Source organism: Enhydrobacter aerosaccus (assembly GCF_900167455.1).
GTDB classification, from domain to species: domain Bacteria; phylum Pseudomonadota; class Alphaproteobacteria; order Reyranellales; family Reyranellaceae; genus Reyranella; species Reyranella aerosaccus.
Map to the genome: position 1 here is coordinate 1 of NZ_FUWJ01000007.1, position 25,278 is coordinate 25,278.

Annotated in this window: 24 protein-coding genes; 15 read left to right on the forward strand and 9 right to left on the reverse strand. The window is 65.5% G+C overall.

Going from position 1 to position 25,278, the window contains the following annotated elements; translation table 11 throughout:
* Positions 1 to 178 precede the first annotated feature (178 nt).
* Positions 179 to 1,987 (forward strand): ABC-F family ATP-binding cassette domain-containing protein, encoded by a 1,809-nt coding sequence (locus B5D62_RS21550; RefSeq protein ID WP_085936022.1) that lies wholly within the window; start codon positions 179 to 181, stop codon positions 1,985 to 1,987.
* A gap of 123 nt (positions 1,988 to 2,110) precedes the next feature.
* Here the strand turns inward: B5D62_RS21550 and B5D62_RS21555 are convergent, their stop codons facing one another.
* The 3 genes from B5D62_RS21555 to B5D62_RS21565 all read right to left on the reverse strand — a co-directional run bounded on the left by B5D62_RS21555 (position 2,111) and on the right by B5D62_RS21565 (position 4,323).
* The gene (locus B5D62_RS21555; RefSeq protein WP_085936023.1) at positions 2,111 to 2,701 is read right to left on the reverse strand and encodes a GNAT family N-acetyltransferase; all 591 of its coding nucleotides are present in this window, start codon (positions 2,699 to 2,701) and stop codon (positions 2,111 to 2,113) included.
* Positions 2,702 to 3,004: 303 nt separating this feature from the next.
* Positions 3,005 to 3,682: a hypothetical protein gene (locus B5D62_RS21560; RefSeq protein WP_085936024.1), complete on the reverse strand. Its 678-nt coding sequence runs from the start codon at positions 3,680 to 3,682 to the stop codon at positions 3,005 to 3,007.
* 38 nt (positions 3,683 to 3,720) lie between these two features.
* The gene (locus B5D62_RS21565; protein WP_085936025.1) at positions 3,721 to 4,323 is read right to left on the reverse strand and encodes a hypothetical protein; all 603 of its coding nucleotides are present in this window, start codon (positions 4,321 to 4,323) and stop codon (positions 3,721 to 3,723) included.
* Between the two features lie 390 nt (positions 4,324 to 4,713).
* Here B5D62_RS21565 and B5D62_RS21570 point away from each other — a divergent pair, with 390 nt between their 5' ends.
* The 5 genes from B5D62_RS21570 to B5D62_RS21590 all read left to right on the forward strand — a co-directional run bounded on the left by B5D62_RS21570 (position 4,714) and on the right by B5D62_RS21590 (position 10,319).
* On the forward strand, positions 4,714 to 5,148 hold the full coding sequence (locus B5D62_RS21570) for a hypothetical protein (protein WP_218191197.1): 435 nt from the start codon (positions 4,714 to 4,716) through the stop codon (positions 5,146 to 5,148).
* Between the two features lie 101 nt (positions 5,149 to 5,249).
* Positions 5,250 to 5,888, forward strand: coding sequence for a hypothetical protein (locus tag B5D62_RS21575; RefSeq protein ID WP_085936027.1), 639 nt, complete (start codon positions 5,250 to 5,252; stop codon positions 5,886 to 5,888).
* A 425-nt stretch (positions 5,889 to 6,313) separates the two neighbouring features.
* Positions 6,314 to 7,894, forward strand: coding sequence for a peptide chain release factor 3 (locus B5D62_RS21580; protein ID WP_085936240.1), 1,581 nt, complete (start codon positions 6,314 to 6,316; stop codon positions 7,892 to 7,894).
* Positions 7,895 to 8,208: 314 nt separating this feature from the next.
* Positions 8,209 to 8,418: a hypothetical protein gene (locus B5D62_RS21585; protein WP_085936028.1), complete on the forward strand. Its 210-nt coding sequence runs from the start codon at positions 8,209 to 8,211 to the stop codon at positions 8,416 to 8,418.
* Positions 8,419 to 8,600: 182 nt separating this feature from the next.
* The gene (locus tag B5D62_RS21590; protein WP_085936029.1) at positions 8,601 to 10,319 is read left to right on the forward strand and encodes an N-acyl-D-amino-acid deacylase family protein; all 1,719 of its coding nucleotides are present in this window, start codon (positions 8,601 to 8,603) and stop codon (positions 10,317 to 10,319) included.
* A 265-nt stretch (positions 10,320 to 10,584) separates the two neighbouring features.
* On the opposite strand, the gene B5D62_RS21595 is transcribed toward B5D62_RS21590, so the two are convergent.
* The 3 genes from B5D62_RS21595 to B5D62_RS21605 are packed head-to-tail and all read right to left on the reverse strand — an operon-like array spanning position 10,585 to position 13,670.
* Positions 10,585 to 11,424, reverse strand: a complete 840-nt coding sequence (locus tag B5D62_RS21595; protein WP_085936030.1) for an amidohydrolase family protein — start codon at positions 11,422 to 11,424, stop codon at positions 10,585 to 10,587.
* A 39-nt stretch (positions 11,425 to 11,463) separates the two neighbouring features.
* Positions 11,464 to 12,771, reverse strand: a complete 1,308-nt coding sequence (locus B5D62_RS21600) for a CaiB/BaiF CoA transferase family protein (RefSeq protein WP_085936031.1) — start codon at positions 12,769 to 12,771, stop codon at positions 11,464 to 11,466.
* The gene (locus tag B5D62_RS21605) at positions 12,768 to 13,670 is read right to left on the reverse strand and encodes a polysaccharide deacetylase family protein (protein ID WP_085936032.1); all 903 of its coding nucleotides are present in this window, start codon (positions 13,668 to 13,670) and stop codon (positions 12,768 to 12,770) included. Before B5D62_RS21605 ends, B5D62_RS21600 begins: the two co-directional genes overlap by 4 nt.
* A gap of 121 nt (positions 13,671 to 13,791) precedes the next feature.
* Between B5D62_RS21605 and B5D62_RS21610 the strand changes: the two genes are divergently transcribed.
* On the forward strand, positions 13,792 to 14,142 hold the full coding sequence (locus tag B5D62_RS21610; RefSeq protein WP_085936033.1) for a RidA family protein: 351 nt from the start codon (positions 13,792 to 13,794) through the stop codon (positions 14,140 to 14,142).
* 13 nt (positions 14,143 to 14,155) lie between these two features.
* On the opposite strand, the gene B5D62_RS21615 is transcribed toward B5D62_RS21610, so the two are convergent.
* Positions 14,156 to 14,803 (reverse strand): hypothetical protein, encoded by a 648-nt coding sequence (locus B5D62_RS21615; protein ID WP_139374013.1) that lies wholly within the window; start codon positions 14,801 to 14,803, stop codon positions 14,156 to 14,158.
* A 188-nt stretch (positions 14,804 to 14,991) separates the two neighbouring features.
* Between B5D62_RS21615 and B5D62_RS21620 the strand changes: the two genes are divergently transcribed.
* Complete coding sequence (locus B5D62_RS21620) at positions 14,992 to 15,339, forward strand: RidA family protein (RefSeq protein WP_085936035.1); 348 nt, start codon at positions 14,992 to 14,994, stop codon at positions 15,337 to 15,339.
* Positions 15,340 to 15,507: 168 nt separating this feature from the next.
* Here the strand turns inward: B5D62_RS21620 and B5D62_RS21625 are convergent, their stop codons facing one another.
* The gene (locus tag B5D62_RS21625) at positions 15,508 to 16,923 is read right to left on the reverse strand and encodes an FAD-binding oxidoreductase (protein WP_085936036.1); all 1,416 of its coding nucleotides are present in this window, start codon (positions 16,921 to 16,923) and stop codon (positions 15,508 to 15,510) included.
* An 82-nt stretch (positions 16,924 to 17,005) separates the two neighbouring features.
* Here B5D62_RS21625 and B5D62_RS21630 point away from each other — a divergent pair, with 82 nt between their 5' ends.
* The 3 genes from B5D62_RS21630 to B5D62_RS21640 all read left to right on the forward strand — a co-directional run bounded on the left by B5D62_RS21630 (position 17,006) and on the right by B5D62_RS21640 (position 20,446).
* On the forward strand, positions 17,006 to 18,256 hold the full coding sequence (locus tag B5D62_RS21630) for a thiolase family protein (RefSeq protein WP_085936037.1): 1,251 nt from the start codon (positions 17,006 to 17,008) through the stop codon (positions 18,254 to 18,256).
* Positions 18,257 to 18,369: 113 nt separating this feature from the next.
* Positions 18,370 to 19,263, forward strand: coding sequence for an SDR family oxidoreductase (locus B5D62_RS21635; protein ID WP_139374014.1), 894 nt, complete (start codon positions 18,370 to 18,372; stop codon positions 19,261 to 19,263).
* The gene (locus B5D62_RS21640) at positions 19,256 to 20,446 is read left to right on the forward strand and encodes an adenylate/guanylate cyclase domain-containing protein (protein WP_170921064.1); all 1,191 of its coding nucleotides are present in this window, start codon (positions 19,256 to 19,258) and stop codon (positions 20,444 to 20,446) included. The genes B5D62_RS21635 and B5D62_RS21640 overlap by 8 nt, the downstream gene beginning before the upstream one ends.
* 14 nt (positions 20,447 to 20,460) lie before the next feature.
* Here B5D62_RS21640 and B5D62_RS21645 read toward each other — a convergent pair whose 3' ends face one another.
* Positions 20,461 to 20,907 (reverse strand): flavodoxin domain-containing protein, encoded by a 447-nt coding sequence (locus tag B5D62_RS21645; RefSeq protein ID WP_085936040.1) that lies wholly within the window; start codon positions 20,905 to 20,907, stop codon positions 20,461 to 20,463.
* Positions 20,908 to 20,986: 79 nt separating this feature from the next.
* Between B5D62_RS21645 and B5D62_RS21650 the strand changes: the two genes are divergently transcribed.
* The 4 genes from B5D62_RS21650 to B5D62_RS21665 all read left to right on the forward strand — a co-directional run bounded on the left by B5D62_RS21650 (position 20,987) and on the right by B5D62_RS21665 (position 25,258).
* Complete coding sequence (locus tag B5D62_RS21650; protein WP_085936041.1) at positions 20,987 to 21,802, forward strand: enoyl-CoA hydratase-related protein; 816 nt, start codon at positions 20,987 to 20,989, stop codon at positions 21,800 to 21,802.
* Positions 21,803 to 21,807: 5 nt separating this feature from the next.
* Complete coding sequence (gene paaG, locus B5D62_RS21655) at positions 21,808 to 22,596, forward strand: 2-(1,2-epoxy-1,2-dihydrophenyl)acetyl-CoA isomerase PaaG (RefSeq protein ID WP_218191198.1); 789 nt, start codon at positions 21,808 to 21,810, stop codon at positions 22,594 to 22,596.
* A 15-nt stretch (positions 22,597 to 22,611) separates the two neighbouring features.
* Entirely contained in the window at positions 22,612 to 23,541 is a 930-nt protein-coding gene (locus B5D62_RS21660; protein WP_085936043.1) for an SMP-30/gluconolactonase/LRE family protein, read from the forward strand.
* Positions 23,542 to 23,737: 196 nt separating this feature from the next.
* The gene (locus B5D62_RS21665) at positions 23,738 to 25,258 is read left to right on the forward strand and encodes a M23 family metallopeptidase (protein ID WP_085936044.1); all 1,521 of its coding nucleotides are present in this window, start codon (positions 23,738 to 23,740) and stop codon (positions 25,256 to 25,258) included.
* The last annotated feature ends 20 nt before the right edge of the window (positions 25,259 to 25,278 follow it).

A 25,278-nucleotide genomic window follows, 5' to 3' on the forward strand; every position in this document is an offset into this window, starting at 1 on the left:
CCCCGCCTCTCCCCCCTCGCGGGGGAGAGGAGTCCGAAGGGTGTCGACGCTTTCATATTCCTCTCCCCCTTGCGGGGGAGAGGAGTCCAAGGAATGTCGTCGGTCACCTGCCGCAACCGCCCCTTGCCGAGGCGGGCGGCTTCCGCCATGACACGCGGCCCCCTATATCGCGCGAGTCATGGCACCTCCTCCTCTCCTGGCCCTGAGCGGCATCCGCTATCACCTCGGCGGCCAGCCGATCCTCGACGGCGTCGATCTCTCGATCGCACCCGGCGAGCGGCTGTCGCTGGTCGGCCGCAACGGCGCCGGCAAGTCGACGCTCTTGCGCATCCTGGCCGGGGAGCCGATCGCCGACGGCGGCACGCGCTTCGCCCAGCCCGGCGTCACCATCGCCACCCTGCCGCAGGAACCGGACTTCAGCGGCCATGCCAGCGTCGCCCACTACGTCGCCTCGGCGCTCGCCGATTCGCTCGGCCCCTCCGACTACCGGGTCGAGGCGCTGCTCGAGGAGATGAGGCTCGACGGCGCGCGCGATCCCATGCACCTCTCCGGCGGCGAGGCACGCCGTGCCGCGCTCGCCCGTGCGCTGGTGGCCGAGCCGGATGTCATGCTGCTCGACGAGCCGACCAACCATCTCGACCTGCCGACCATCGAATGGCTGGAGGCGAAGCTCGGCGCCTGGAAGGGCGCCTATGTGCTGGTGAGCCACGATCGCCGCTTCCTCTCCACCCTCACGCGCGCCGTGCTGTGGCTCGATCGCGGCATCGTGCGCCGCCTCGACAAGGGCTATGACGCCTTCGACGAATGGTCGTCCGACATCCTCGAGCGCGAGGCGACCGAGCGGCACAAGCTCGACCGGCTGATCGAGCGCGAGACCGAATGGGCCGGCAAGAGCATCCGCGCGCGGCGCACGCGCAACGAAGGCCGCCTGCGCGCGCTGGGCGAGTTGCGCAAGCAGCGCCGCCAGCAGATCGGCCCCGTCGGCCGCGCCGTGATCGAGACCGGCAGCGCCGAGCAGTCCGGCAGCCTCGCCATCACCGCGCGCAACATCTCCAAGCGCTTCGGCGACCGGGTGATCGTCGAGGATTTCTCGACCCGCATCTTCCGCCGCGACCGCGTCGGCCTGATCGGCCCCAACGGCGCCGGCAAGACGACGCTGCTGCGCATGCTGATCGGCGAGATCGAGCCCGACACCGGCTCGGTGAAGCTTGGCGCTAACCTGATGCCGGTGGTGATCGACCAGCGCCGCCTCGCGCTCGATCCCGACAAGACGCCGTGGGAGATTCTGGCCGACCGCAACGACCACGTGCTGGTGCGCGGCCAGCAACGCCACGTCATGACCTATCTGCGCGAATACCTGTTCCGCGACGAGCAGGCGCGCCAGCCCGTGCGCACCCTGTCGGGCGGCGAGCGCAACCGCCTGCTGCTGGCCAAGGCGCTGGCCGCGCCCTCCAACATGCTGGTGCTCGACGAGCCCACCAACGACCTCGACGCCGACACGCTCGACCTCCTGCAGGAGGCGCTGAGCGACTACGACGGCACCGTGCTGCTGGTGAGCCACGACCGCGATTTCCTCGACCGGCTCGTGACCTCGACCATCGCGCTCGAAGGCGACGGCACCGCGACCGAATATGCCGGCGGCTACAGCGACTATCTCGCCCAGCGCGGCCCGCGCGAGACGCCGGCGACAGCTTCATCCGCCGCGCGCAAGGACAAGCCCGCGCCGCCGCGCGAGAACGCCGCGCCCAAGCAGCGCCTCGGCTACAAGCGTGAACGCGCGCTGGCCGAACTGCCGAAGAAGATGGAAGCGCTTCACGCCGAGATGGCCGCCCTCAACGACGCGCTGGCCGACGGCAGCCTCTACACCCGCGACCCCAAGGCCTTCGCCGCCAAGTCCACCCGCCTCGCCGCCGCCCAGGCCGAACTCGACGCCGCGGAGACGGAGTGGCTGGAGCTGGAGATGCTGAAAGAGGAACTGGGCGGCTAGAACTCTCTCAAGTTCCTCGCCTTCTTTTCCCTTCAGGTTCCTCTCCCCCTTCGGGGGAGAGGCTAGGTGAGGGGGCGCTGGCTTCGCGCGCAAGCGCTCGAAGCGGTACCTCGGAAGCCGCCCCTACCGCGCCAGCAGCGGCGTCCGCCCGAGCGACGCCATCGAGACGCCGCGCAGGCGAGGATCCGGCTCGATCTCGATCTGCCGCTTGAACGGCACGAATCCGGTGCGGATGTAGAAGGCCAGCGCGCCCGGATGGTCCAGGGTGCAGGTATGGACCCAGAAGCGATTGATCGGGCGGTTCCAGGCAAGCTCCAGGGCACGGTTCATCATCCAGCGCGCGGCGCCGCCGCCGACCAGCGACGACCCGACGCCGAAGAAGCCCAGCTCGGCTTCGCCCGGCACGCGGAAGTCGAGTTCCAGCAGGCCCTCCACATCGTCGCCGACCTTGAGGGCATAAATCTCGACCTCGGGATGCCGGATGATCGCGAGCAATTCCTCATCCGCCATCAGGATGCGCGAGAACCACAACCACTCGTCGCCGATCTTCCGGTAGATCGCGCGATAGGCCTCGGCGTCCGGCTGCACGAGGCGCTCCAGCCGCCACGGCCCCTCGATCTCCGGCCGCGGCGCCGGCCGCGCCATCATCTGAAGCGACGTGACGACAGCAGCGATCCTGTCGTCGGGTACGTCGTGCAATCCATCGGCGATCATTGTTTCTCCATTGGGCCGAGAGAGAGGCGGCATCGTCCTTCATCGGCTGGGGTAGGCTTCAGGCGAGCCCGAGCGAATGGCGTCAAGTTCGGTCGCCCCAAGATTGATGAGAAGGTAGAAGAGCGTATCCGGAAGGGCGACAAGGGAATACTGAAGATTGCCAGTGAGTTTCACGTGGGCTCCGGCACCGTTCAGCGCATCAAGGCTGAGATGAGGGCTGCAAATGCGTGATCGCACGCGTTAATGTTGATCTGTCGTTTTCGGCAATCGCTACCGAGTTGAATAGGCAGGAGATTGTGACCCCTAGGGTCCGCTTTTGGCATCCGTCGGGCGTAGCCCGATTAACTGATCGGCAAACGTCGTAGTACGCACCCCAAAGCTCTTCCCGAGGAAGCTCAACAATTCGTCCATCTTAGCCACCAGCAAGCGCGCCGCCCTACCGCTGCGCTGGTGCTGCACCTCTGGAGAGAGGCTTGGGTCTGTCAGGTCTTGGCGTATCGCCTCCATAGTAATCTGGCCATCCATCTTTAGGCGTTCGAGCTTTGTATTTATGTCTTGCCCCAGGTCAAACATGAATGGCAGAGACCGGTAGCGCTCGCGCATTCCAGATGCCACCGCGATGTAGCGCTGATACTGCACGCTATATTGCAGATTGTCCGGTGAGGGATTCTCAAGCGCTATTGTCAATGTGAACGTATCGCGCTGAAGTTCCTCCAATCTAATAATTAACTCGGTCGCAGCCGGCACAAGTGCATCCCGCCGCTCTCGCCGCTGGATATAGACAGCACCGAAGACAGCGAGGCCCGCGCCCAGCCCCGCGCCCACAACGCCCCCGAGGAAGTTCGCGAGGCTGTCCTTCATCTCCACCCAAGAGAATATCAACGCGAGCGATACGCCGATGGTCGCGCCGAAGAGCACAAGGGCGGCTAGGAGAAGAAGGCCAGGGGCTCCTTCGAGGGGCTTTCTAATATCAATTATCACCGGTCCTCAGCGCCCCTATTCGGCTCATGTACCCTCAGCTATTTCTCTTCGGCTATCTCGGCATCCCCGATGAGGCCCTTGTCTTGGTATCTGTCTAATCGCCTCAGAGGTTGTCCGATCAATTGATTGAGGATGGGGGCAAGGTCCCGGTTAGTCGCCCCTAAATCCTTAGCGAGGCGGATGCGCTCGGCTATGACAACATTTTCTTTGTGGAGGTTATCTAGCTCCAATCGCCGTTGATCTGCACTTTCTCGATACGCCTTATCCTTTCGACGCTCGTGCCTGTCGTGCAAATATTTACGGATCACTTCCAACGCATTGAGGCTGCCCAAGAACTCCCAGATGCCGGGCGAAGCAAGGTGTACTGCTGCCATCACCAGCGTCTCCGCAGATGGCACAGTGCTTTCAACTTCTTCGGCAGTGAATAGGATGTTCGCAACAGGGCGACCAGTCCTCCGCCTGCCAATTCGATTGCGTGGTAGATACGCCAAACGCCAGTCATCGTAGAAATGATCTACCATCACACTTTCAAAGGCGATCAATGAATTGTACGCACCCTCTAGGTCCCGCAGGTAATCACTAATAAGCGCAACTTCAGCGCCGCCTTCCCCATGGATTTTCAAGCGTGCGGCTCGTGGCATTCATTATCTCCCCACAATCTCCCGCTGAAATCCTGCCACAACCTCTACCGAACTCCCAAAAGAAAAGGCCGCCAGTGGCCTCCAGACACCCCTCAGACACACTCGCGACGCCTATCGCCGCCCCGCTCGCTGCGGCTTGGGCTAACCGCTTCCTTCGGCCCGTGAGCGTCGGGAACTCCCACGTAATTTCCCACTGGCGCCAGAACTCGCCATCGGGCCGGCAGAACGTAAACGGTCGCGAGAAGTCATGAGCGGCGATCGCGACTTAAAGCAAGCGGCCGAGCTGCAAGTAGTGGGTTGCAATCCGGACATTTCCAACGCTGATATCGAAGGCCGTTGCTCTTCCCCTATTGAGTTATCGTCTAGCCTAGCGCAAAGGGAATGTTTTCGATGAGACCCTACACTTCCAAACAGCTTGGTGACGCTTGCGAGATGCTGGTAGCCGCTGAAGTAACACTTGCCGGTGTGCCCACGCTCAAGGTGCCCGACAATTGGCCACACTACGATCTGATCGCGCAACGAGAAGCTGAACCGAATCCACTCCGCATCTCCGTGAAGGCCCGGACTTATGCAAAAGGCAGCGGAAAATTTGTCACCTACAACGTCCGTGACAACTTCGACTGGCTGGCCATCGTCCTTTTGAAATGTGAAGGAGATAAACCGCGACGCATCTTTCTGGTTCCACGTGCTGTGTCCGATGAGAAAGCGAGAAAAGACGGACCGAACGCCAAGACGGCTGAGCACTACTACCGAATTGATGAGGTCGAGAGAATATTGAGCGAGTATGAGAACAACTTCTCCTTGAATGAGAAGCCGGCGCTTTGATGCTACTGAATGGTACGCCATGCCAGCGTGAGAACGACGCTGTGCTATCGAGTGATTGAATCGGCCGAGGTCGGACCGAAGGTGAGGAAGAGTAGCTGACGATGCTGGTTTGGTTCAAAGAACGTTGGCCATTCAAAAAGGCCATCGGGGCGCTGCCTCCAGCGCCCCACGCCCCCATTGGCATGCCGGACTCTCAGTTCAAGGATGCGCAAGACCGTTACGTCACAAAATTCGATAAGCTGGTGAAGCCGTCGCAGACCATCGCAGTCGAGGCGGCCAAGGCAGCTGCCGACTTCGGCAAGACAGTCATAAACTATATGGTTATCGGCAATGCAGGTGGTCTCGGCGCCTTGATCGTCATAGCACCACTCGTGCCAGACAAGAGCTGGCTGGCCCATCAGTTCTGGCCGGCGGCGGCCTTTGCTTTAGGTGCTGCTTTGGGTGTGGTGATCGCTGTGACTGCCCATTTCAACTATGCAAGCCACGCCAAGTTCTATTTTGATCAAGCCCGCCGGGACACCGAGTGGTTGAAGGGTGTCGAATTTGAGTTCGATAAGGATTGGCGCGCCGCTACTGACAAATGGCTGGCAGCAGAACAGGCGACAGCCTCCAGCCGAGCTACGATCTCCAATATCCTCTCAGTTCTAATCTTCGCCGCCTCGGCGATATGCTGGTTTTACGGCGCACTCTCCCTCACAACGACTCTTTTAGCCGCTTTCTCGGGGATACCGGGGAAATGATGAGATAAGCCTTTGTTTTGCAACAACGATCCACTCCCTTGGTAAGGGAGTGGTCGACCGTTTGGCTCCGCGTGATGACGACGTGTGTCGATACCTCATCCAACGTCTTCGCCAAGCGGGAGCGAGGAGGGAAGAAGAGGGGAGGGACCGCAGAGTCGTAGGTGACCATAATCGTCCCTCCTGCCCTCACAGGCGTATTCTGCCGAGCATGCTCCATCCGATCTCCACGCTGGCCGGCGCTCCCGTTAAATTTCCGTTTCTTAAACGATTACCGCGCGGTAACTACCCCATCCGACCGCGCGGGGAGGGCCGGGCGTTGACGCCTGCGTCCCCGTCCGCTACCCCCTCGCGCCTCCCCCGACAGGTCCCCTGAAGTGCCCGATTCCGCAGTTACCGCAGTTAGCGCTACCGCGCTTGATACCGCCCTGGCCGGGCATCCCGCCGGGCTGCGGCGCACGTTCGCCATCATCTCGCATCCGGACGCCGGCAAGACGACGCTGACCGAGAAGCTGCTGCTGTTCGGCGGCGCCATCCATGTCGCCGGTGCCGTGAAGGCGCGCGGCGAGGCGCGGCGGGCGCGCTCGGACTGGATGAAGATCGAGCAGCAGCGCGGCATCTCGGTCACCACCTCGGTGATGCATTTCGAATATGGCGGCGCGGTCTTCAACCTTCTGGATACGCCGGGCCACGAGGACTTCTCCGAGGACACCTATCGCACGCTGACGGCGGTCGATTCGGCGGTGATGGTGATCGACGCCGCCAAGGGCATCGAGGCGCGCACGCGCAAGCTGTTCGAGATCTGCCGCCTGCGCGACGTGCCGATCGTCACCTTCATCAACAAAATGGATCGCGAGTCCAAGGACCCGATCGAGCTCCTGGACGAGATCGCCTCCACGCTGGCGCTCGACATCACGCCCATGAGCTGGCCGGTCGGCTCGGGCCAGAACTTCAAGGGCACCTACGATCTCGCCCACGACCGCATGCTGGTGTTCGACGCCAGCCATCGCGAGCGCATCGGCGAGGTGATGAAGTGCGAGGGCATCGACGATCCGAAGCTGGCGGCCGCCCTGCCGAAGGACCAGTACGACAAGCTCGCCGAGGAGGTGGAGCTGGTGCGCGGCGGCTACCCCACCTTCGATCTCGACTCCTATCGCGCCGGCCATCTGTCGCCGGTGTTCTTCGGCTCGGCCTACAACAATTTCGGCGTCCGCGAGCTGCTCGATGCGCTGGCCGCCTGGGCGCCGCCGCCGCGCCCGCAGCCGGCCGAGCCGCGCGCCATCGCGCCGACCGAGGGCAAGGTCACCGGCTTCGTGTTCAAGGTCCAGGCCAACATGGATCCCAACCATCGCGACCGCATCGCCTTCCTGCGGCTGTGCAGCGGCAAGTTCCGCCGCGGCATGAAGCTTTCGCAGATGGGCACCGGCAAGACGCTGTCGGTGAACTCGCCGATCCTGTTCTTCGCCCGTGAGCGCGAGATCGTCGACGAGGCCTGGCCGGGCGACATCATCGGCATTCCCAACCACGGCGTGCTGCGGGTCGGCGACACGCTGACCGAGGGCGAGACCGTCAAGATCACCGGCATCCCCAACTTCGCGCCGGAGATCCTGCGTCGCGTGCGGCTGGAGGATCCGATGAAGTCCAAGCAGTTGCGGCGCGCGCTCGACGACCTGGCCGAGGAGGGCGTGACGCAGGTGTTCCGCCGCGTCATCGGCGGCGACAATATCGTCGGCGTGGTGGGCGAACTGCAGCTCGACGTGCTCAAGACCCGCGTCGAGGCCGAGTACGGCGTGCATATCGATCTCGAGCCGGCGCCGTTCGAGACGGCGCGCTGGATCTCGGCCGAGAGCAAGGCCGACCTGGAAGCCTTCATGTCCGCCAACCGCGGCGGCATGTCGGAGGACCGCGACGGCTCCCCGGTCTTCCTCGCCCGCAACGCCTGGGAACTGGGCTACATCGCCGAGAAAAGCCCGAAGATAAAGTTCTCGGACATCCGCGAACGGGCCTGACGCCTAACCACCCGGACTGTGTCATCCCGACCACAGGGAGGGATCTCTGGCTGCGTCGATCAGGGATCCTTCGCTGCGCTCAGGATGACACGGTCGGGGTGGCTGGGTGTTTCACAAGAAGGCGGTGTCATCCGCCAACGCCGTCCTCGACCTGATCGCCGAGAAAAGCCCGAAGATAGAGTTCTCGGACATCCGGGAGCGGGCCTGACGCCTAACCACCCGGACTGTGTCATCCCAACCGTAGGGAGGGATCTCTGGCTGCGTCGATCAGGGATCCTTCGCTGCGCTCAGGATGACACGGTCGGGGTGGCTGGGTGTTTCACAAGAAGGCGGTGTCATCCGCCAACGCCGTCCTCGACCTGTCGGGTGGCTGGGTGTTTCGCAAGAAGGCGGTGTCATCCGCCAACGCCGTCCTCGACCTGTCGGGTGGTTGGGTGTTTCACAAGAAGGCGGTGTCATCCGCCAACGCCGTCCTCGACCTGTCGGGTGGTTGGGTGTTTCGCAAGAAGGCGGTGTCATCCTGAGCGCAGCGAAGGATCCCTGCCAACACCCGACCGAGGCGGGATCCCTCGCTTGGGCGCGCAGTTGCTGCGTGCTCCTCCGAGGCCTAGGCGCTCACGACTGGCGTGCGGAATGGCGGGCTTTCCGCGCTCGGCGAGGTGTGGAAAGCTCGTGGTTCCATTCGCAGAACAGGACGGGGCGGACCATGCATGACATCGTCATCCGCGGCGGCACCATCGTCGACGGCACGGGAGCGCCGGCGGTCCAGGGCGACGTCGCCCTCTCCGGCGGCACGATCGCCCAGGTCGGCGGCAAGGCCGGACCGGGCCGGCGCGAGGTCAAGGCCGACGGCCGTCTCGTCACGCCCGGCTGGGTCGACGTGCACACCCACTATGACGGCCAGGCGACCTGGGATCCGGTGCTGGCGCCATCCTCCTGGCACGGCGCCACGACCGTCGTGTTCGGCAATTGCGGCGTCGGCTTCGCGCCGGTGCGGCCGCGGCACCAGAAGGCGCTGATCGAGCTCATGGAGGGCGTCGAGGACATCCCGGGCATCGTGCTGTCCGAGGGCCTCAAGTGGGATTGGGAGAGCTTCCCCGATTATCTCGATGCGCTCGCCCGGCTGCCGCGCACCATCGATATCGGCGCCCAGCTCGCGCATCATCCGCTGCGCGTCTATGCCATGGGCGAGCGCGCGATCGCCCGCGAGAACGCCACGGCCGAGGACATCGAGACGATGGCCCGGCTGACCGAGGAGGCGCTGAAGGCCGGCGCCGTCGGCTTCACCACCAGCCGCACCGACCAGCACAAGACGCTGGCCGGCGACCTCGTGCCCGGGCGCTACGCCGAGCATGAGGAGCTGATCGCCATCGGCAAGGCGATGGGCCGCGCCGGGCGCGGCACCTTCGGCATGTTGTCCGACTTCGAGGACGAGGCGGCCGAGTTCGGCTGGCTGCGCCAGGTCGCGAAGGACAGCGGCCGGCCGGTCTGGTTCCTGCTCACCGACCGGAGCTACGACCCCGAGCGCTATCGCCGCCTGATGGACGGCGTCCGGGCCGCGCGCGCCGACAACCTGCCGCTCTATGCCCAGGTCGCGGGTCGGCCGGTCGGGCTGACGCTCGGCCTCAACACCTCGCTCAATCCCTTCGCGCTGCGCGAGGCCTTCGCCGACATCTCCAGGCTGCCGCCGGCCGAGATGCTGGCGAAGCTGCGCGATCCTGCGATGCGTCGCCTGATCCTGTCGCAGGAGGCCTCGCCGCGGCTGCTCGAGGTGCTGCCGCCGCTGTCGCGCCAGATCGCGACGCGCTGGGACCGCATGTACCTGCTGGGCGAGACGCCGGACTACGAGCCCGCACCGGAACGCAGCGTCGACGCCATGGCGGCGGCGGCCGGCGTTACACCGGCCGAGTATTGCTACGACTATCTGGTCGGCGGCGACGGGCAGCGCATGGTCTATTTCCCGGTCACCAACTACGTGCATGGCGATCTCGAAGTGGTGCGCGAGATGATCGAGGATCCGCACACCATCCTCGGCCTGTCCGACGGCGGCGCGCATTGCGGCGTGATCTGCGATGCCTCGCTCAACACCACCATGCTGGCCCACTGGGTGCGCGATCGCACGCGCGGGCCGCGTCTGCCGCTGGAATTCGCCGTCCGCCGCATGACCAGCAGCACGGCCGATTTCTATGGGTTCCACGACCGCGGCCGGCTGCAGCCGGGCAAGAAGGCCGATGTGAACGTCATCGACTTCGACGGCCTGCATCTCTATTCGCCGAAGATGATCTTCGACTTGCCGGCCGGGGGCCGCCGACTCGTCCAGGAGGTCGACGGCTACGACATGACGATCTGCTCGGGCGTGCCGATCTTCGAGAAAGGCGAGGAGACCGGGGCGCGCCCCGGCAAGCTGGTGCGGTCGACGGCCTGACGATCGGCCCGACGGGCGGCTCGGCGACCAGCGACAGGCCCTGGCGCAGGCGCCGCCCATCAGCATTCTGGAGCTCGGCCGAGAGCAAGGCCGACCTGGAAGCCTTCACGTCCATCAATCACGCGGTTCGCGGCTTCGTTTCTTCCCCATTCAAATGGGGAAGTGCCCCGAAGGGGCGATGGGGTCATGGCGCCGCGGTCAATCATGACCCCTCCGTCGGCCTATGAGGCCGACACCTCCCCATCTGAATGGGGAGGCGCGCTTTCTACCGCTTCGGCGACCAGTGATAGGCCTTGGCGCAGGCGCCACCCATCAGCATCGCGCGCTCGGAGTCGCTGAGGCGCTTGGTCTCCAGGAACGGCTTCACCGCCTGCTCGTAGTTCACGACCGCGAAGGCGCGGGTCCAGTCGGTGCCCCACAGGCAACGTTCGAAGCCCCAGGCATCGAAGATTCGGGCGAGCGGGTCCCAGATGTCGGGGAAGGGATAGGGTTGCTTCGACAGGGTGCAGGCGCCGCTGACCTTGATCACCACGTTCGGCCGCTTGGCGAGTTCCAGCACCTTCGGCAGGTCGGCCCAGGGCTGCGGCGGCGCCGGCGGCACGCGTGGCTGCAGCAGCCCCATATGGTCGAGGACGAAGCGCACGTTGGGGTGGCGGTCGATCAGCTTCGTGCCGTCCTCGATCTTGCCCCAGCACAGGAAGTTGACCGGGAAATCGTGCTGCACCGCGGCCTTGAGAACGCGGTCGAAGCCGGGATCGTCGGGCGCGCGCGGGTTCTCCTCGCGCAGGAAGATGCGGATGGCGACCGCGCCCGGCTGCTTCTTCCACTCGGCGATCACGTCGGCCACCGCCGGATTGTCGGGATCGACTGGCTTGACGATCGCCAGGCGTCCCGGGTGCTGGCGCTGCACCTCGACGGCGTAGCTCGCGTCGTACTGGTAGAGCGAGAAGGCCGAGACGAAGATCGCGCCGTCGACGCCGACCTTGTCCATCGCCGCGACCATCTCGTCGCCCGTCACATGCGGCGGCCAGTTCGGCACGCTGGCCCAGGGCCGCTTCGGCGTGTTGGCTTCGTAGGCGTGAACCTGACTGTCGATGATCGTCATTGGCTTCCTCCTGTGGTTGCTGGAGTCGCGCGCTCCCGGTTACGCCTTCTTCTTCTCCGTCCCCTTCTTCTCCGTCACCGGCACCGTGACGCCCTCGGCGCGCAGGCTGGCGAGCTCGGCGGCGGGCAGGCCCAGAATGTCGCCGAGGGCGGCGTCGGTATGCTGCCCCAGCGTCGGCGCCGGCCGCCTGATCTCCGACTTGCCGCCGGTGTGGAGGCGGATCGGCGAGATCGGCACGCGTGTCCTGCCGCGCCGGGGATGATCGACATCGACCCAGAAGCCGCGCGCCTCGAGATGCGGATCGTAGGCGACCTCGCGCGCGGTCTTGACCGGCGCGCAGGGAACATGCGCCTCATTCAGAAGCTTCAGCACCTCGTCCTTGGTCCGCGGCAGCGTCCAGGCCGACACCAGCGCATCGATCTCGTCCATGTGCTTCGCGCGGCCCGGCGTCGTCGAATAATCGGGGTTCTCGAGCAGGTCGGGCCGCCCCAGCATCCGGCACATCGAGTGCCAGTGCCGCTCGGCCGAGGTGAAGATCGCGACATAGCCGTCGCTGCAGGGATAGGTGTTGTAGGGCGCGATCGCGAGCGCGGGATGGCGGTTGCCGGTGCGGTGCGGGACGTTGGTGTCGCCGTCCATCACCGCGCCCAGCGCCGAGGCGATCGAGATGGCGCCGGCCTCGTGCATGGCGACCTCGACGCGTTGTCCTTCGCCAGTGCGCTCGCGCTGCACCAGCGCCCCGAGGATACCGGCGCAGAGATGGATGCCGGCCAGGAAGTCGCACACCGCCGCGCCCGCCTTGGTCGGCGGCCCGTCGGCATCGCCTGTGGCGTTGGTGATGCCGCTCATCGCCTGCACGGTGACGTCCATGGCGGGAAGATCGCGATAGGGACCGTCGAGGCCGAAGCCGGAACTGCCGCCATAGACCAGGCGCGGATTGAGCTTGTGCAGCACGTCCCAGCCCAATCCGAGACGATCCATGACGCCGGCGGCGAAGTTCTCGATCAGCACGTCGGCCTTTTCGACCAGCGCCAGGAAGATCTCCTTGCCGCGCGGTTGCTTGAGGTCGAGCACGACCGACTCCTTGTTGGAGTTCAGCATCACCAGCGGATAGGGCTCGACCTCGCGCTTGCGGCGGCGCACGACGTCGCCCTCCGGCGGTTCGATCTTGAGCACGCGCGCGCCCATGAAGGCGAGCTGCAGGCCGCAATAGGGGCCGTTGTAGATCTGCCCGAGATCGAGGACGAGCATGCCGTCCAGCGGCCGCTTGATGGGCGGAAGACCGGTCGCGGCGGCTTTCTTCGGGGACGGGGGCTTCGGGGACGCGGAACGGGAGCGGGAAGTCATGACTCGGGATGAACCTTCTTCCAGTGCCGCGCGATGTCGACGCGGCGCGCGACCCACACCTTCGGCTGCTCGGCCAGCCAGTCGAGCACGCGGGCGAGACCGAACGCGCGGCCGGGATGGCCGATGATGCGATCGTGCAGGCCGAAGCTCAGCATGCGCGGCGGATCCTCCTCCAGCACGCACTGCACCGCGTTCCTGATGTAGGCGAGGTATTCGTCGCCGCTGGTCATGCCCTGGCGGGCGAAGCGCACGTCGTTGTGGACCAGCGAGTAGGGCACGATGAGCTGCTGGCGCTGTCCCACCTTGCGCCAGTAGGGCAGCTCGTCGTCGTAAGCGTCACTGTCGTATTCGTAGCCCGCGTCGAGCAGCAGCGTCCGCGTCTGGAGCGAAGGCGCGTAGCGGCTGTACCAGCCGGCCGGCCGCGTGCCGATGGTGCGGGTGATGCTCTCGGTAGCCCGCTCGATCTGACGGCGCTCGACATCGGGCGTCAGGTTGCCGTGGATCTCCCAGCGGTAGCCATGGCCGGCGACGTCCCATCCAGCTTCGCGCATCGCCGCGCAAGCCTCGGGATTGCGTTCGAGGGCGCGGGCGATGGCGAAGACGGTGCAGGGCAGCTTGCGCTTGGCGAAGATGCGGTGCAGGCGCCAGAAGCCGGCACGGCTGCCGTACTCGAACATGCTTTCGGCGCCGAGGTCGCGTCCCTTGACCGCCGCGGTCGAGCCTTCGGTCAGCGCCGTCTCGGAGGCGGGATCGCCATCCGGCACGGCATACTCGCCGCCCTCTTCGTAGTTGATGACGAAATTGACCGCGACATGCGCGCCGCCCGGCCAGCGCGGGTCGGGGGGATTGCGCCCGTAGCCCACGAAATCGCGGACGCGGCCGGCCTCTTCATCGGTCATCGATCACCTCGCATCGGCGACTTTATCGCGGACCGCCGGCCCGGGAAGCGCCAAGCGCATGCCGAGCCGTTGTGCGGAGCGCCGTTCCGATACCGACGGGAATATGCTCTAAGCTCGCGCCATGAGCGCCATCAGACGAATCGATCCCGGCCCCCGCATGAGCGAGGCCGTGGTGAAGGGCAACCGCATTTACTGCTCGGGCATGATCCCCGAGGACACCGGCACGGACATCGCCAGCCAGGTGAGGCAGACGCTGGCGGAGATCGACTCGCTGCTGGCCAAGGGCGGCAGCGACAAGTCGAAGATCCTGACCGCCACCATCTGGCTTGCCGATATCCGCGATTTCGCGGCCATGAACGCGGTGTGGGATGCCTGGGTCGTGCCTGACCAGGCGCCGGCGCGGGCGACCGTCGAGGCCAGACTCAGCGATCCCGCCATGAAGGTGGAGATCATGGTCGTGGCGGCGATCTAGGCCGCCAGTCCGTTCACGGCCGCGGCGGCGAGCGCCGTGGCGCCGGCTTCTTCGACGGCAGGGGAAGCACGATGGCAGCCGAGCAGACCGCATAGGGGAACGATCCGGACAGTTCGCCGTCGGTGCAGGTGCGCACCTCCGCCTTGCAGGACTGACCTGGGTTCACGACCGATGCTTCGAACGCCATCACGGAAGTCGCATGCGCCACGGTGCTGCCGGCGAAAGAGCAGCTCGCGCCGGGCGGCAGCGGAACCAGATCCTGCTCGGAGGGCGGCGACGGAGCGGCGAGCATGACGGGTGTCGTCCGCGCATCGCCCTTGTTGAGCACGATCCAGCCCTGCTCCGTTTCGATGAAGGTGTTGCAGAACTCCCGGTCGGGCTTCCAGTCCATGCGCAGGCAGATCCACTGCCCGTCCTGCCGCCACGAGCCTGCGTAGCTTTGCTCGGCGGGCGGCTTGCCGTGTTCATAGACCGTGCGCGTCGCCGAATACTTGCCGTCGGCGCTGTAGAGCAGCTTGGAGTGGATCACCAGGAGGCGATTGCCGGTGATGTCAGTGCGCGCCGTATAGATCGGAGTGCCAACGAACCAGGGCGGTGGCTGATCGGCGAACTGCCAGTAGGCGATCGCGCCGCCGCCGATCAACACGACGATCGCGGCCACGATCCACGGCCAAACGCGGCGGCGGCGCTTGGCGGGGACGGGTAAGGCGGGCGAGTGGTCGGCGTGACTTTCGAAACTCTGAGGATCGGCGTCGGGCAAAAAAGGTCGTCCGTTTCTTTTTCAACAGGATAACACGATCTGCTAAGGTCCGCGCCGTTTTCAGGCATCGCTGCCACGAGGAGAGAGCAATGAGCATCAAGCGAATCAACGCCGGTCCGCGCATGTCGAGCGCCGTGGTCCATGGCGACACGGTCTATCTCGCTGGCCTGACGGCGGACGATTCCAGCCTCGACGTGAAGGGCCAGACCAAGCAGATCCTGGCCAAGATCGACAAGTTCCTGGCCGAGGCCGGCACCGACAAGTCGAAGGTGCTGTCGGCCAACATCTGGCTGACCGATATCGCGACCTGGGGCCAGATGAACGAGGTATGGGACGCCTGGGTCTCCCCCGGCAATGCGCCCGCGCGCGCCACCGTCGAGGCAAAGCTCGCCGCGCCCGGCCTCAAGGTCGAGATCATGGTGCAGGCGGCCAAGTAAGCCGTTCGTCCTGGACGAAACGCAAAGGGCCGGCCATCGCCGGCCCTTTTTCATGGGAGCGGCGCGCTCCTATGAGCCTTCAATCCGCTTCGGCCTCGCATTTGCCGGTCTCGATGAACGACTTCCGGCCGCGCGCGTGCGGCCATGCCTGCGCGTAGCGGGCAGCCCCTAGTTGATCGGGCCCATGATCTTGCCCGGGTTCATGATGTTGTCGGGGTCGAGTGCCTTCTTGATCGAGCGCATCAGCGACATCGCCTCGCCATGCTCCTCGTAGAGGAACTTGATCTTGCCGATGCCGACGCCGTGCTCGCCGGTGCAGGTGCCGCCCAACGCCAGCGCCCGCGCCACCAGGCGGTCGTTCAGCGCCTCGGCGCGCGGCAGGTAGGTCGGATCATCGGGGTCGATCATCATCGTGAGATGGAAATTGCCATCGCCGACATGGCCCACGATCGGCGCATAGAGACCGTTGGCCTGGATATCCTTCTGCGTCTCGAGGATGCATTCGGCGAGGCGCGAGATCGGCACGCAGACATCGGTCGCCCACATGCCCCAGCCGGGCCGGGCGGCCTTGGCGGCCCAGGCGGCATCGTGCCGGGCCTGCCACATCTTCGTCCGCTCCTCGGCCTGGTTGGTCCAGGCGAAATTGCCGCCGCCATTCTCGGCAGCGATCGCCTGTACCATCTCGGCCTGTTCCTTGGTGCCGGCCTCGGTGCCGTGGAATTCCAGCAGCAGCAGGTTCTTCGGTGGCAGGTCGAGCTTGGAATACTTGTTCACCGTATCGACGGTGTAGGTGTCCATCAGTTCGATGCGCGCCACCGGAATGCCGGACTGGATGGTCTGGATCACGGTGTTCACCGCGCCTTCCAGCGTGTCGAAAGCGCAGGTCGCGGCGACCATCGATTCGGGAATGCCGTAGAGGCGCAGCGTGACCTCGGTGATGACGCCGAGCGTGCCCTCCGAGCCCACGAACAGCTTCACGAGGTCGTAGCCGGCGCTCGACTTGCGCGAGCGGCGGCCCAGCCGCATCAGCCGGCCATCGGCGGTGACGACCTGCAGCGCCAGCACATTCTCGCGCATGGTGCCGTAGCGCACGGCATTGGTACCCGAGGCGCGCGTGCTGGTCATGCCGCCGATCGAGGCGTCGGCGCCGGGATCGATGGGGAAGAACAGGCCGGTATCGCGGATGTATTCGTTGAGCTGCTTGCGCGTCACGCCGGGCTGCACCACCACGTCGAGGTCCTCGCTGTTCACCGCCAGCACTTTGTTCAGGCGGCTGACATCGAGCGAGATGCCGCCGTTGGGAGCGCTGATATGGCCCTCGAGCGACGTGCCGGTGCCGAACGGGATGATCGGCGTCTTGTGGCGGGCGCAGATCTGCACGATGCGCTGCACCTCCTCGGCCGATTCGGCGAAGACGACGGCATCGGGCAGGTGGGCCTCGTGATAGGAGATGTCCTTGCCGTGCTGTTCGCGTACGGCCGGCGCGGTGCTGACGCGATCGCCGTAGAGCGCCTTCAATTCGGCGATCGTCTCGTCCACGTGCGGGGCCTTGGCCGGGGCGTGGGAAGCCGTCTGGGCAGCCATGTCGGTTCTCCTAGCGTAAGGCCGTTGGATACGCTCAAATGCGGCCAAAGCCAACCAACGGAAACGCCCAGAGGACCTGAAAATGCGCGATGTCTACATCGTCGGCGCCTATACGACCGCCTTCAAGAAGCACCCCGGCATGAGCTTCGAGGCGCTGGCCCGGGAGGCCTATCTCGGCGCCCTTTCGGATGCCGGCATGAAGACCGGGGCGGATATCGAATCCGGCTGGGTGGGCAATTGCGGCATGGTGTTCTGGGGCCAGAACTCGATCCGCGGCCAGGCCCTGTTCCAGCCCCTGGTCGAGGAGGGGCTGTTCCCCGAGCGGGTGCCGATGTTCAACGTCGAGAATGCCTGCGCCACCGCCTCGACCGCCTTCATGGGCGCCTGGAAGGATGTGCTGGCCGGCACGCATGAGCTCAGTTTCTGCCTCGGCATCGACAAGCTGTTCAGCCCGGAGGCGCCGGAGCGCACCTCGAACCTGTTCAACCAGGGCTACATCACGGGCCAGCACGACCGGCTGGTGGCGGAGATGGACCGCGTGGCCGCGATGGTCGGCTCGGAATTCAAGCCCGGCGACGACCGCACGATCTTCATGGACACCTACGCCATGCAGGCCAAGTGGCACATGTGGAAGTACGGCACGACGCAGGAGCAGATCGCCATCGGTGCGGCGAAGAACCACAATTATGGGGCCCTGAACGAGAAGGCGCAGTATCGCTTTCAGATGACGCCGCAGTCGGTGCTGGAGGACCGCCCCGTCTCCTATCCGCTGACGCGCGCCATGTGCGCGCCGATCGGCGACGGCGCAGCCGCGGCTTTGCTGTGCTCGAAGGAATATCTGGAGAAGCTGCCGAAGGCAGTGCGGGAGCGGGCGGTGAAGATCGCGGGCGTCGGCTTCTCGGGCGGCATGTACCGCGACCTCGACAAGCCCGGCCTGACGCGCGCCGCCGCCGACAAGGCTTACAGGATGGCCGGCGTGGCGCCGCAGGACATCGATGTCGCCGAAGTGCACGACGCCACCAGCTTCTGCGAAATTTACCAATGCGAAATGCTGCGCTTCTGTCCCGAAGGCGAGGGCGGCAAGTTCGTCGCCTCCGGTGCGACGGGGCCGGGCGGGACGCTGCCGGTGAACACCTCGGGCGGGCTGGTTTCGAAGGGCCATCCGGTCGGAGCAACGGGGCTTTCCATGCTGGCGGAGCTCACCGCGCAATTGCGCGGCGAGGCCGGGCCGCGTCAGGTGAAGGGTGCTGAGATCGCCCTGGCCGAGAACGGCGGCGGCGTCATCGGCATGGAGGAGGCGGTTGCTTCCGTGGTGATCCTGCAACGCGTTTGAGGGCTGCGGCGTAGAGGGTTGAAACCGCCGGCGGAGACCCAACATGGTGTCTCCCGCCGGCGATGGTCCTATAACCTCTCCCGGACCAATAGAATTCGAGGGAGATGAGAAAGATGACCATTCGCTTCGACAATCGCGTCGCCATTGTCACCGGCGCCGGCAACGGACTCGGTCGTGCCCATGCGCTGCTGCTGGCGAGCCGCGGCGCCAAGGTGGTGGTCAACGATCCGGGCGGAGCGGTCGACGGCAAGGGCGGCAACCATGCCGCCGCCGACCAGGTCGTGGCCGAGATCAAGGCGGCCGGCGGCGTGGCGGTTCCCAATTACGATTCGGTCGCCGATCCCAAGAGCGCGGCCAACATCGTCAAGACCGCCGTCGATTCCTTCGGCACCGTCGATATCGTGGTCAACAACGCCGGCGTGCTGCGCGACAAGACCTTCCACAACATGACGGTCGAGGATTTCGACTTCGTCGTGAAGGTGCACTTCCTCGGCACCGCCTATGTCACGCATGCGGCGTGGCCGATCATGCGCAACAAGGCCTATGGCCGCGTCGTGGTGACCTCGTCGAACTCGGGCATCTACGGCAATTTCGGTCAGTCGAATTACGGCGGCGCCAAGCTCGCGGTGGTGGGCTTCATGAACGCGCTCAGGCTCGAGGGCCAGAAGTACAACGTCTTCATCAATGCGCTGGCGCCGGTCGCCGGGACGCGCATGACCGAAAGCCTGATGACGCCCGAGGCGCTCGAGAAGCTCAAGCCGGAGTACGTCTCGCCGATGGTCGCCTATCTGTGCAGCGAGCAGTGCCAGCGCACCGGCGAGATCTGGAGCGCAGGTGCCGGCTACTTCGCGCGTATCGAGTACCGCGAGGCGCCGGGCGTGCGGATCGAAGGCCGTGCGCCGACCATCGAGGATGTCGAGGCCAATATCGAGAAGATCGCCGATCTCACGACGAACAAGATCTACCGGACGTCGGGAGAGGAGGTACAGGCGGTGGTCGGTGCCTGATTCGGGGGCCAGCGCGACACTCGACTGGAAGGTCGAGCCGGTCGTCGATTGGCTGGTGCATGAGGGTCGGCTCATTGCCGACCCCGGCAGGCTGGTCGAGGAGCTGGCCAACCGCATGGTGGCCGCGGGCGCGCCGCTGCTGCGCTTTACGATCGGCCTGCAGGCGATCCATCCGCAGTGGCGCTCCTTCGCCATCCAGTGGCGCCGGGGCGAGAAGGTGCAGCTGGGCGGCCGGCCGCACGGCATCGAGACCACCTCCGCCTATATCGGCAGCCCGATGCAGGAGCTGGCCGAGACGCGCAGACCGGTGCGCTATCGGCTGGACGGGCTGACGGAGAACCACCACGAGGTCCTGCACGAGATCGCGGCGGCGGGCGGCACCGATTACTATGCCGCGCCCATGCGCGTGGCCTATGGCCGCTCTCCCGCTCTGACCTTCACGACCGATCGGCCCGATGGTTTCAGCGAGGCCGATCTGGCCAAGTTCCATCGCCTGATGGACTATCTCGCCCCGGTCTTCGAGAGCCGCATCAATCAGCGGCTGGCAACGACCCTGCTCGATACCTATCTCGGCCGCATCGTCGGCGAACAGATCATGGGCGGCCTGATCAAGCGCGGCGACGGCCGGGAGATCAACGCCGTGCTGTGGTTCTCGGACTTGCGCGATTTCACCGGCCTCAACGAGCGCATGGCCTCGGGCGATCTCATCGAGCTCCTCAACAACTATCTTCAGCTCGTCGGCGACGCGCTGACGAAGCATGGTGGTGAGATCCTCAAGTTCATCGGCGATGGCGTGATGGCCTATTTCCCGGCCGAGGATGCGCTGTTCCTGCCGATGGTGACGGCGAACGCGCTCGGTGCCGCACGTCAGCTGATCGATGATATCGGCGCCGCAAACGAGGCGCGTGCCGCGGGCGGGCATGAGCCGCTGCGCTTCGGCATCGGCCTGCATATCGGGCCCGTGACGTTCGGCAATGTCGGCACCGAGGATCGGCTGGATTTCACCGTCATCGGCCCGGCCGTGAACCGGGCGGCGCGGCTCGAAAGCCTCACCAAGGAAACCGGGGTGCCGGTCCTGGCCTCGGCCGAGTTCAAGGACGCCACGACCCAGCCCATGGTGTCGATGGGCAAGCACACGCTGCGCGGCGTGCCCGAGCCTGTAGAAGTGTTTACACTGCCTTGAAGGGCCTCTGATTCCTAGACGAGGCTCTTCCAGCTCTCGATCCAGGTCAGGGCTTCCTCGTCCGGCAGCGGCTGGGTCGACGCATCGACCTCGAGGCGATCTCCGATCCTTCGGGCCCCGCACAGTTCAAGCACCCGATCGAGCTTCTTGCCGCCGCCGCAGAAGGTGTCCTGATAGGTCATGTCGCCGAGCGCGATCACGCCATAGCGATGGCCGGAGAGGTCGGGTTTGGCCTGCTCCAGCGTTTCGGCAAGCGGCAGGATGTTGGTCGGAATGTCGCCCGAACCGTGGGTCGCGCACACCACCAGCAGAACATCGTGCGCCACGAGATCGGCCGACGATGCGGCCTTGTCGCTGACATCGACGGCGTGGCCGGCGGTCTCGAGGACCGGCTTCAGCGCATCGGCCACCATCTGGGCATTGCCGGACTCGGTGCCGACCAGGATCAGAATCTTCGACATTGCCCCGACATACGGGACGACGTGCCGCCCTGCGACGCGACCGGTTGGCGCGGGCCGGGACGCATGCCAGTGTGCGCGCATGGATGCGATACCCAAGGAAGAAGAGCCCCTGCTGACCGCATTGGAGGGCGGGGTTCTGACACTGACGCTCAACCGCCCGGCACGGTTGAACGCCATGAGCCAGGAATTGATCGGCCTGATCATCGAGCAACTCGACAGGGCCTTGGTCGAGCCGGGAGTCCGCGCCGTGCTGATCACGGGAACAGGGCGCGGCTTCTGCGCCGGTGCCGATCTTGCCGGCAGCGGCGTCGGCACGGTGATGGGGCCGGACGGCAAGCCCGATCTCGGCCTGGTCATGGAGCGGCTGTACAACCCGATGATCCGCGCCATTCGCGAGCTACCCAAGCCGGTGATCGCCGCCGTCAACGGCGTGGCGGCCGGGGGCGGCGCCAACCTGGCGCTGGCTTGCGACATCGTGCTGGCAGCGCGGTCGGCGCGCTTCGACCAGGCCTTCGTGCGGATCTCTCTGGTTCCCGACCTTGGCGGAACCTGGTTCCTGCCGCATATCGTCGGCGATGCCCGCGCGCGTGCGCTGGGCATGCTGGGCCAATCGGTGCCGGCCGAGGAGGCCGAGCGCATCGGCATGATTTGGCAGGTGCTGGACGACGAGGCGCTGCTGCCCGAGGCGATGCGTCTCGCATCGCGCCTGGCGGCCGGACCGACGCTGTCCTACGCCGCCATCAAGCGCGCGTTGAACGCGGCGGCAACCAACACGCTCGACCAGCAACTCGATCTCGAACGGGACAGCCAGCGGCAGCTCGGGCGCAGCGCCGACTTCAAGGAAGGGGTCGCGGCGTTCCTCGCCAAGCGACCGGCACATTTCACGGGGCAATGAACGACATGACTTACGAGACGATAACTCTGGCCAAGGCCGATGGCCTTGCCACGCTGACCCTCAATGCGCCGGACAAGCTGAACGCTGTTTCGCGGAAGATGATCGCCGAGCTCAAGCAGTGCTGGGAGGAACTCGCGACGGACTCCACGGTGCGGGCCGTCCTGCTGACCGGCGCCGGGCGCGGCTTTTGCGCCGGCGCCGATCTCGCCGATCCCGACCGCGAGGCCAGTGCCACCGCGGATTCCGGCGCGGCGCTCGACAAGTATTTCAATCCGGTGATCCGCACGATGCGCGCGGTGCCGAAGCCGATCGTCGCCGCGGTGAACGGCGTTGCGGCCGGCGTCGGCATGAGCTTCGCGATGGCATCCGACATCGCCGTTGCCGGTAAGTCGGCCTCGTTTCTGCAGGCGTTTGCGCGTATCGGCCTGCTGCCGGACGGCGGCAGCACATGGTTCCTGCCGCGGCTGGTGGGCGATGCCCGGGCCCGCGCGCTGGCCATGCTGGCTCCGCAGATCCCGGCCGAGCAGGCGAAGCAGTGGGGCCTGATCTGGGACGTGGTCGATGATGCCGAACTGATGACGACGGCCACCGAACTGGCCCGGCGTCTGGCCGATGGGCCGACCCTGGCGCTGGCGCGCATCAAGGAGGCCATGAACCGGGCGTCGGAAAACACGCTCTCGGCCCAGCTCGACGTCGAACGCGATTTCCAGCGCGAACTCGGACGCAGCGCCGACTTCAAAGAGGGAGTGGCGGCGTTCCTGGCCAAGCGCAAGCCGAGCTTCAAAGGAAAATAAGTCGAGGAGACGCTCATGACGCCATACAAGGAAATCACTTCGGGGCTGCGTTTTCCCGAAGGGCCGATCGCCATGCCCGATGGCTCGGTGATCCTGGTCGAGATCGCGCGCGAGACGCTCACGCGCGTGACGTCCGATGGCAAGCAGCACATCATCGCCAAGCTCGGTGGCGGCCCCAACGGCGCCGCCATGGGTCCGAACGGCAAGATCTATGTCTGCAACAACGGCGGCTTCAATTGGATCGAGCGGCCGGACGGCCGCCTGTTTCCCGGCACCCAGCCGGCGAACTACAAGGGCGGCTCGATCCAGGTTGTCGATCCGGAAACCGGCAAGTTCGAAACGCTGTACGACTCCTGCAACGGCCGCAAGCTGAATGGGCCGAACGATCTCGTCTTCGACAAGGATGGCGGCTTCTGGTTCACCGATCTTGGCAAGACGCGCGACTACGACAGCGATCGTGGCGCGGTCTATTACGCCAAGGCGGACGGCTCCAGGATCGAGCAAAAAGTCTTCCCGCTCGAAAGACCCAATGGCTGCGGCCTGTCGCCGGACGAGAAGACGCTGTATGTCGTCGAGACGCCGACGGCGCGCTGCTGGGCATTCAAACTCGCGTCACCTGGCGTGATCAAGGATGCGCAAGGTCCCTATCGTGGCGAGAAGGGCCGCGTGATCGCCGGCCTGGGCGGCTATCAGATGTTCGATTCCCTCGCCGTGGATTCCGCGGGCCATATTTGCGTTGCGACCCTGATCACCGGTGCGGTCAGCGACATCTCGCCCGACGGCCAGTCGGTGACGCAGTACAAGCTGCCCGATCCGATGGTCACCAATGTCTGCTTCGGCGGCGAGGATCTGCGGACGGCCTATGCCACGCTTTCCATGACCGGCAAGCTGGTGAGCTTCGAATGGCCGCGACCGGGCCTCAAGCTGAACTATCTGAACAAGTAGCGAGCTGCTCGACGAGCGTGGAGGGCGCGCGTGGGGTCGGCGCCACCGCCGCCCTTGTGACTGCAGACCGAATGTCATAGGAAAGGACACAACGAGTCGATCGGCACTGCCGACGACTTCGCACGTTCTCCGCCGGAGTGCGTGCACCGAATACCAAGACGTCAGCGCTTCACCCCTTGCCCCTCAGGGAGTGCGGATGCCCCATCAGGCTGCTCGTGCGGATTACACGCCGCATGCGGGAGAGAATCGTCCATCCACCGTCGTGTCGCTGGCATCGCGGCGTGATCCTGCCGCGTCGCCGAAAGCGCCGACCTTCGTGGTATTGCGGCCGCCGCGGCAACGACAGCCTGGAAAGCTCGGCCTCGCTTTCAGCGTCGCCGTCGTGGTGGCAGCCTCGGTTCTCATCGTCGCGACGATGCAGCGCCTGCCGATGCTCGACCTGTCGCGACTTCGCCTAGCAGAGCCCGTCGCGGCCATTTCAGCCGAGCCGCGTGACGAGTCGAGAGCGCCTGATCCGGATGCTTTCCTGGCGTCGCAGATTCCGCCACCGGATGAGTTGCCGCCGCCACCGGCGATGGCATCGCAAGACGTGGTGCGTGAATCCCAATTGCATCTCGCCAAGGGTGGGACGCTGGCCGGTCTTCTGGGTGGCCTCGACCTCGATCGACAAGAAATCAACCGTGCACTGGCGGCGCTCGCGCCGCATCTGAGCCTCAGGCGTTTGCCGGCCGGACAGGAGATCCAGGTGCGGACCCGCCTCGCCGCTGCCGGTGATGGTGCGCCGTCGCTGGAGGGGCTGACGATCCGCCCCGAGGTGACCCGGCAGCTCTTGCTCGAGCGGCTCGACTCCGGCGCCTATCGTGTCTCGGAGAAGGTCTTCGAGACAGTGAAACGGGTGATGCATGCCGCCGGCACCATTCGCGGCTCACTGATTGCCAGCCTGCATGCGGCCGATCTGCCGATGAAGGCATTGACGGAACTGTTGCACGCCTTCTCTTGGGACGTGAATTTCCAGCATGACATCAAGCTTGGCGACCGCTTCGCCACCTTGATCGAACAATCCTGGACGGAAGACGGCCAGCGGATCGATGACGGTCGGCTGCTGTGGGCGCGGCTCACGACCGGCGGTGGCCGGCAGAGCTTCAGTGTCTATCGCTTCAAGCCGCAAGGTGGGCGGGAGTTCTTCTATAACCGCGATGGCGAGAGCGTGATGAAGGCGCTGTTGCGCACGCCGCTCGATCTGGCGCGGGTGACGATTTCCTCGAACTTCGGCCGTCGTATGCATCCGCTTCTCGGCTTCACGCGCATGCACGAGGGCGTCGATTTCGCGGCCCCGCCCGGGACGCCGGTCCTCGCGGCCGGCGACGGCAAGATTGTGCAGGCTGGTCCCAACGGCGGCTATGGCAACTGGGTCGAGATCCAGCACGGCGGCGGACTGGCGACCGGTTATGCCCATCTTCTCCGTCTGGCGCCCGGCATAAGGCCCGGCGTGCAGGTGCGCCAGAGCCAGGTGGTAGGTTTCGTCGGCAGCACGGGACTGTCGACCGGCCCGCATCTGCATTTCGAACTGAGACGCGCTGGCTTGCCCGTCAACCCTCTCGGCGTTGCCCAGCAGTCGCTGCGCCAACGCCTCAAGGGCCGCGACCTCGATCGCTTCAAACAGGTGGTCGAGCGAATCGACCACCTGGTGCGCGGGGAGAAAGCCGCGGTTCGATAGGGGGAGAGGCCGTCGCCGGC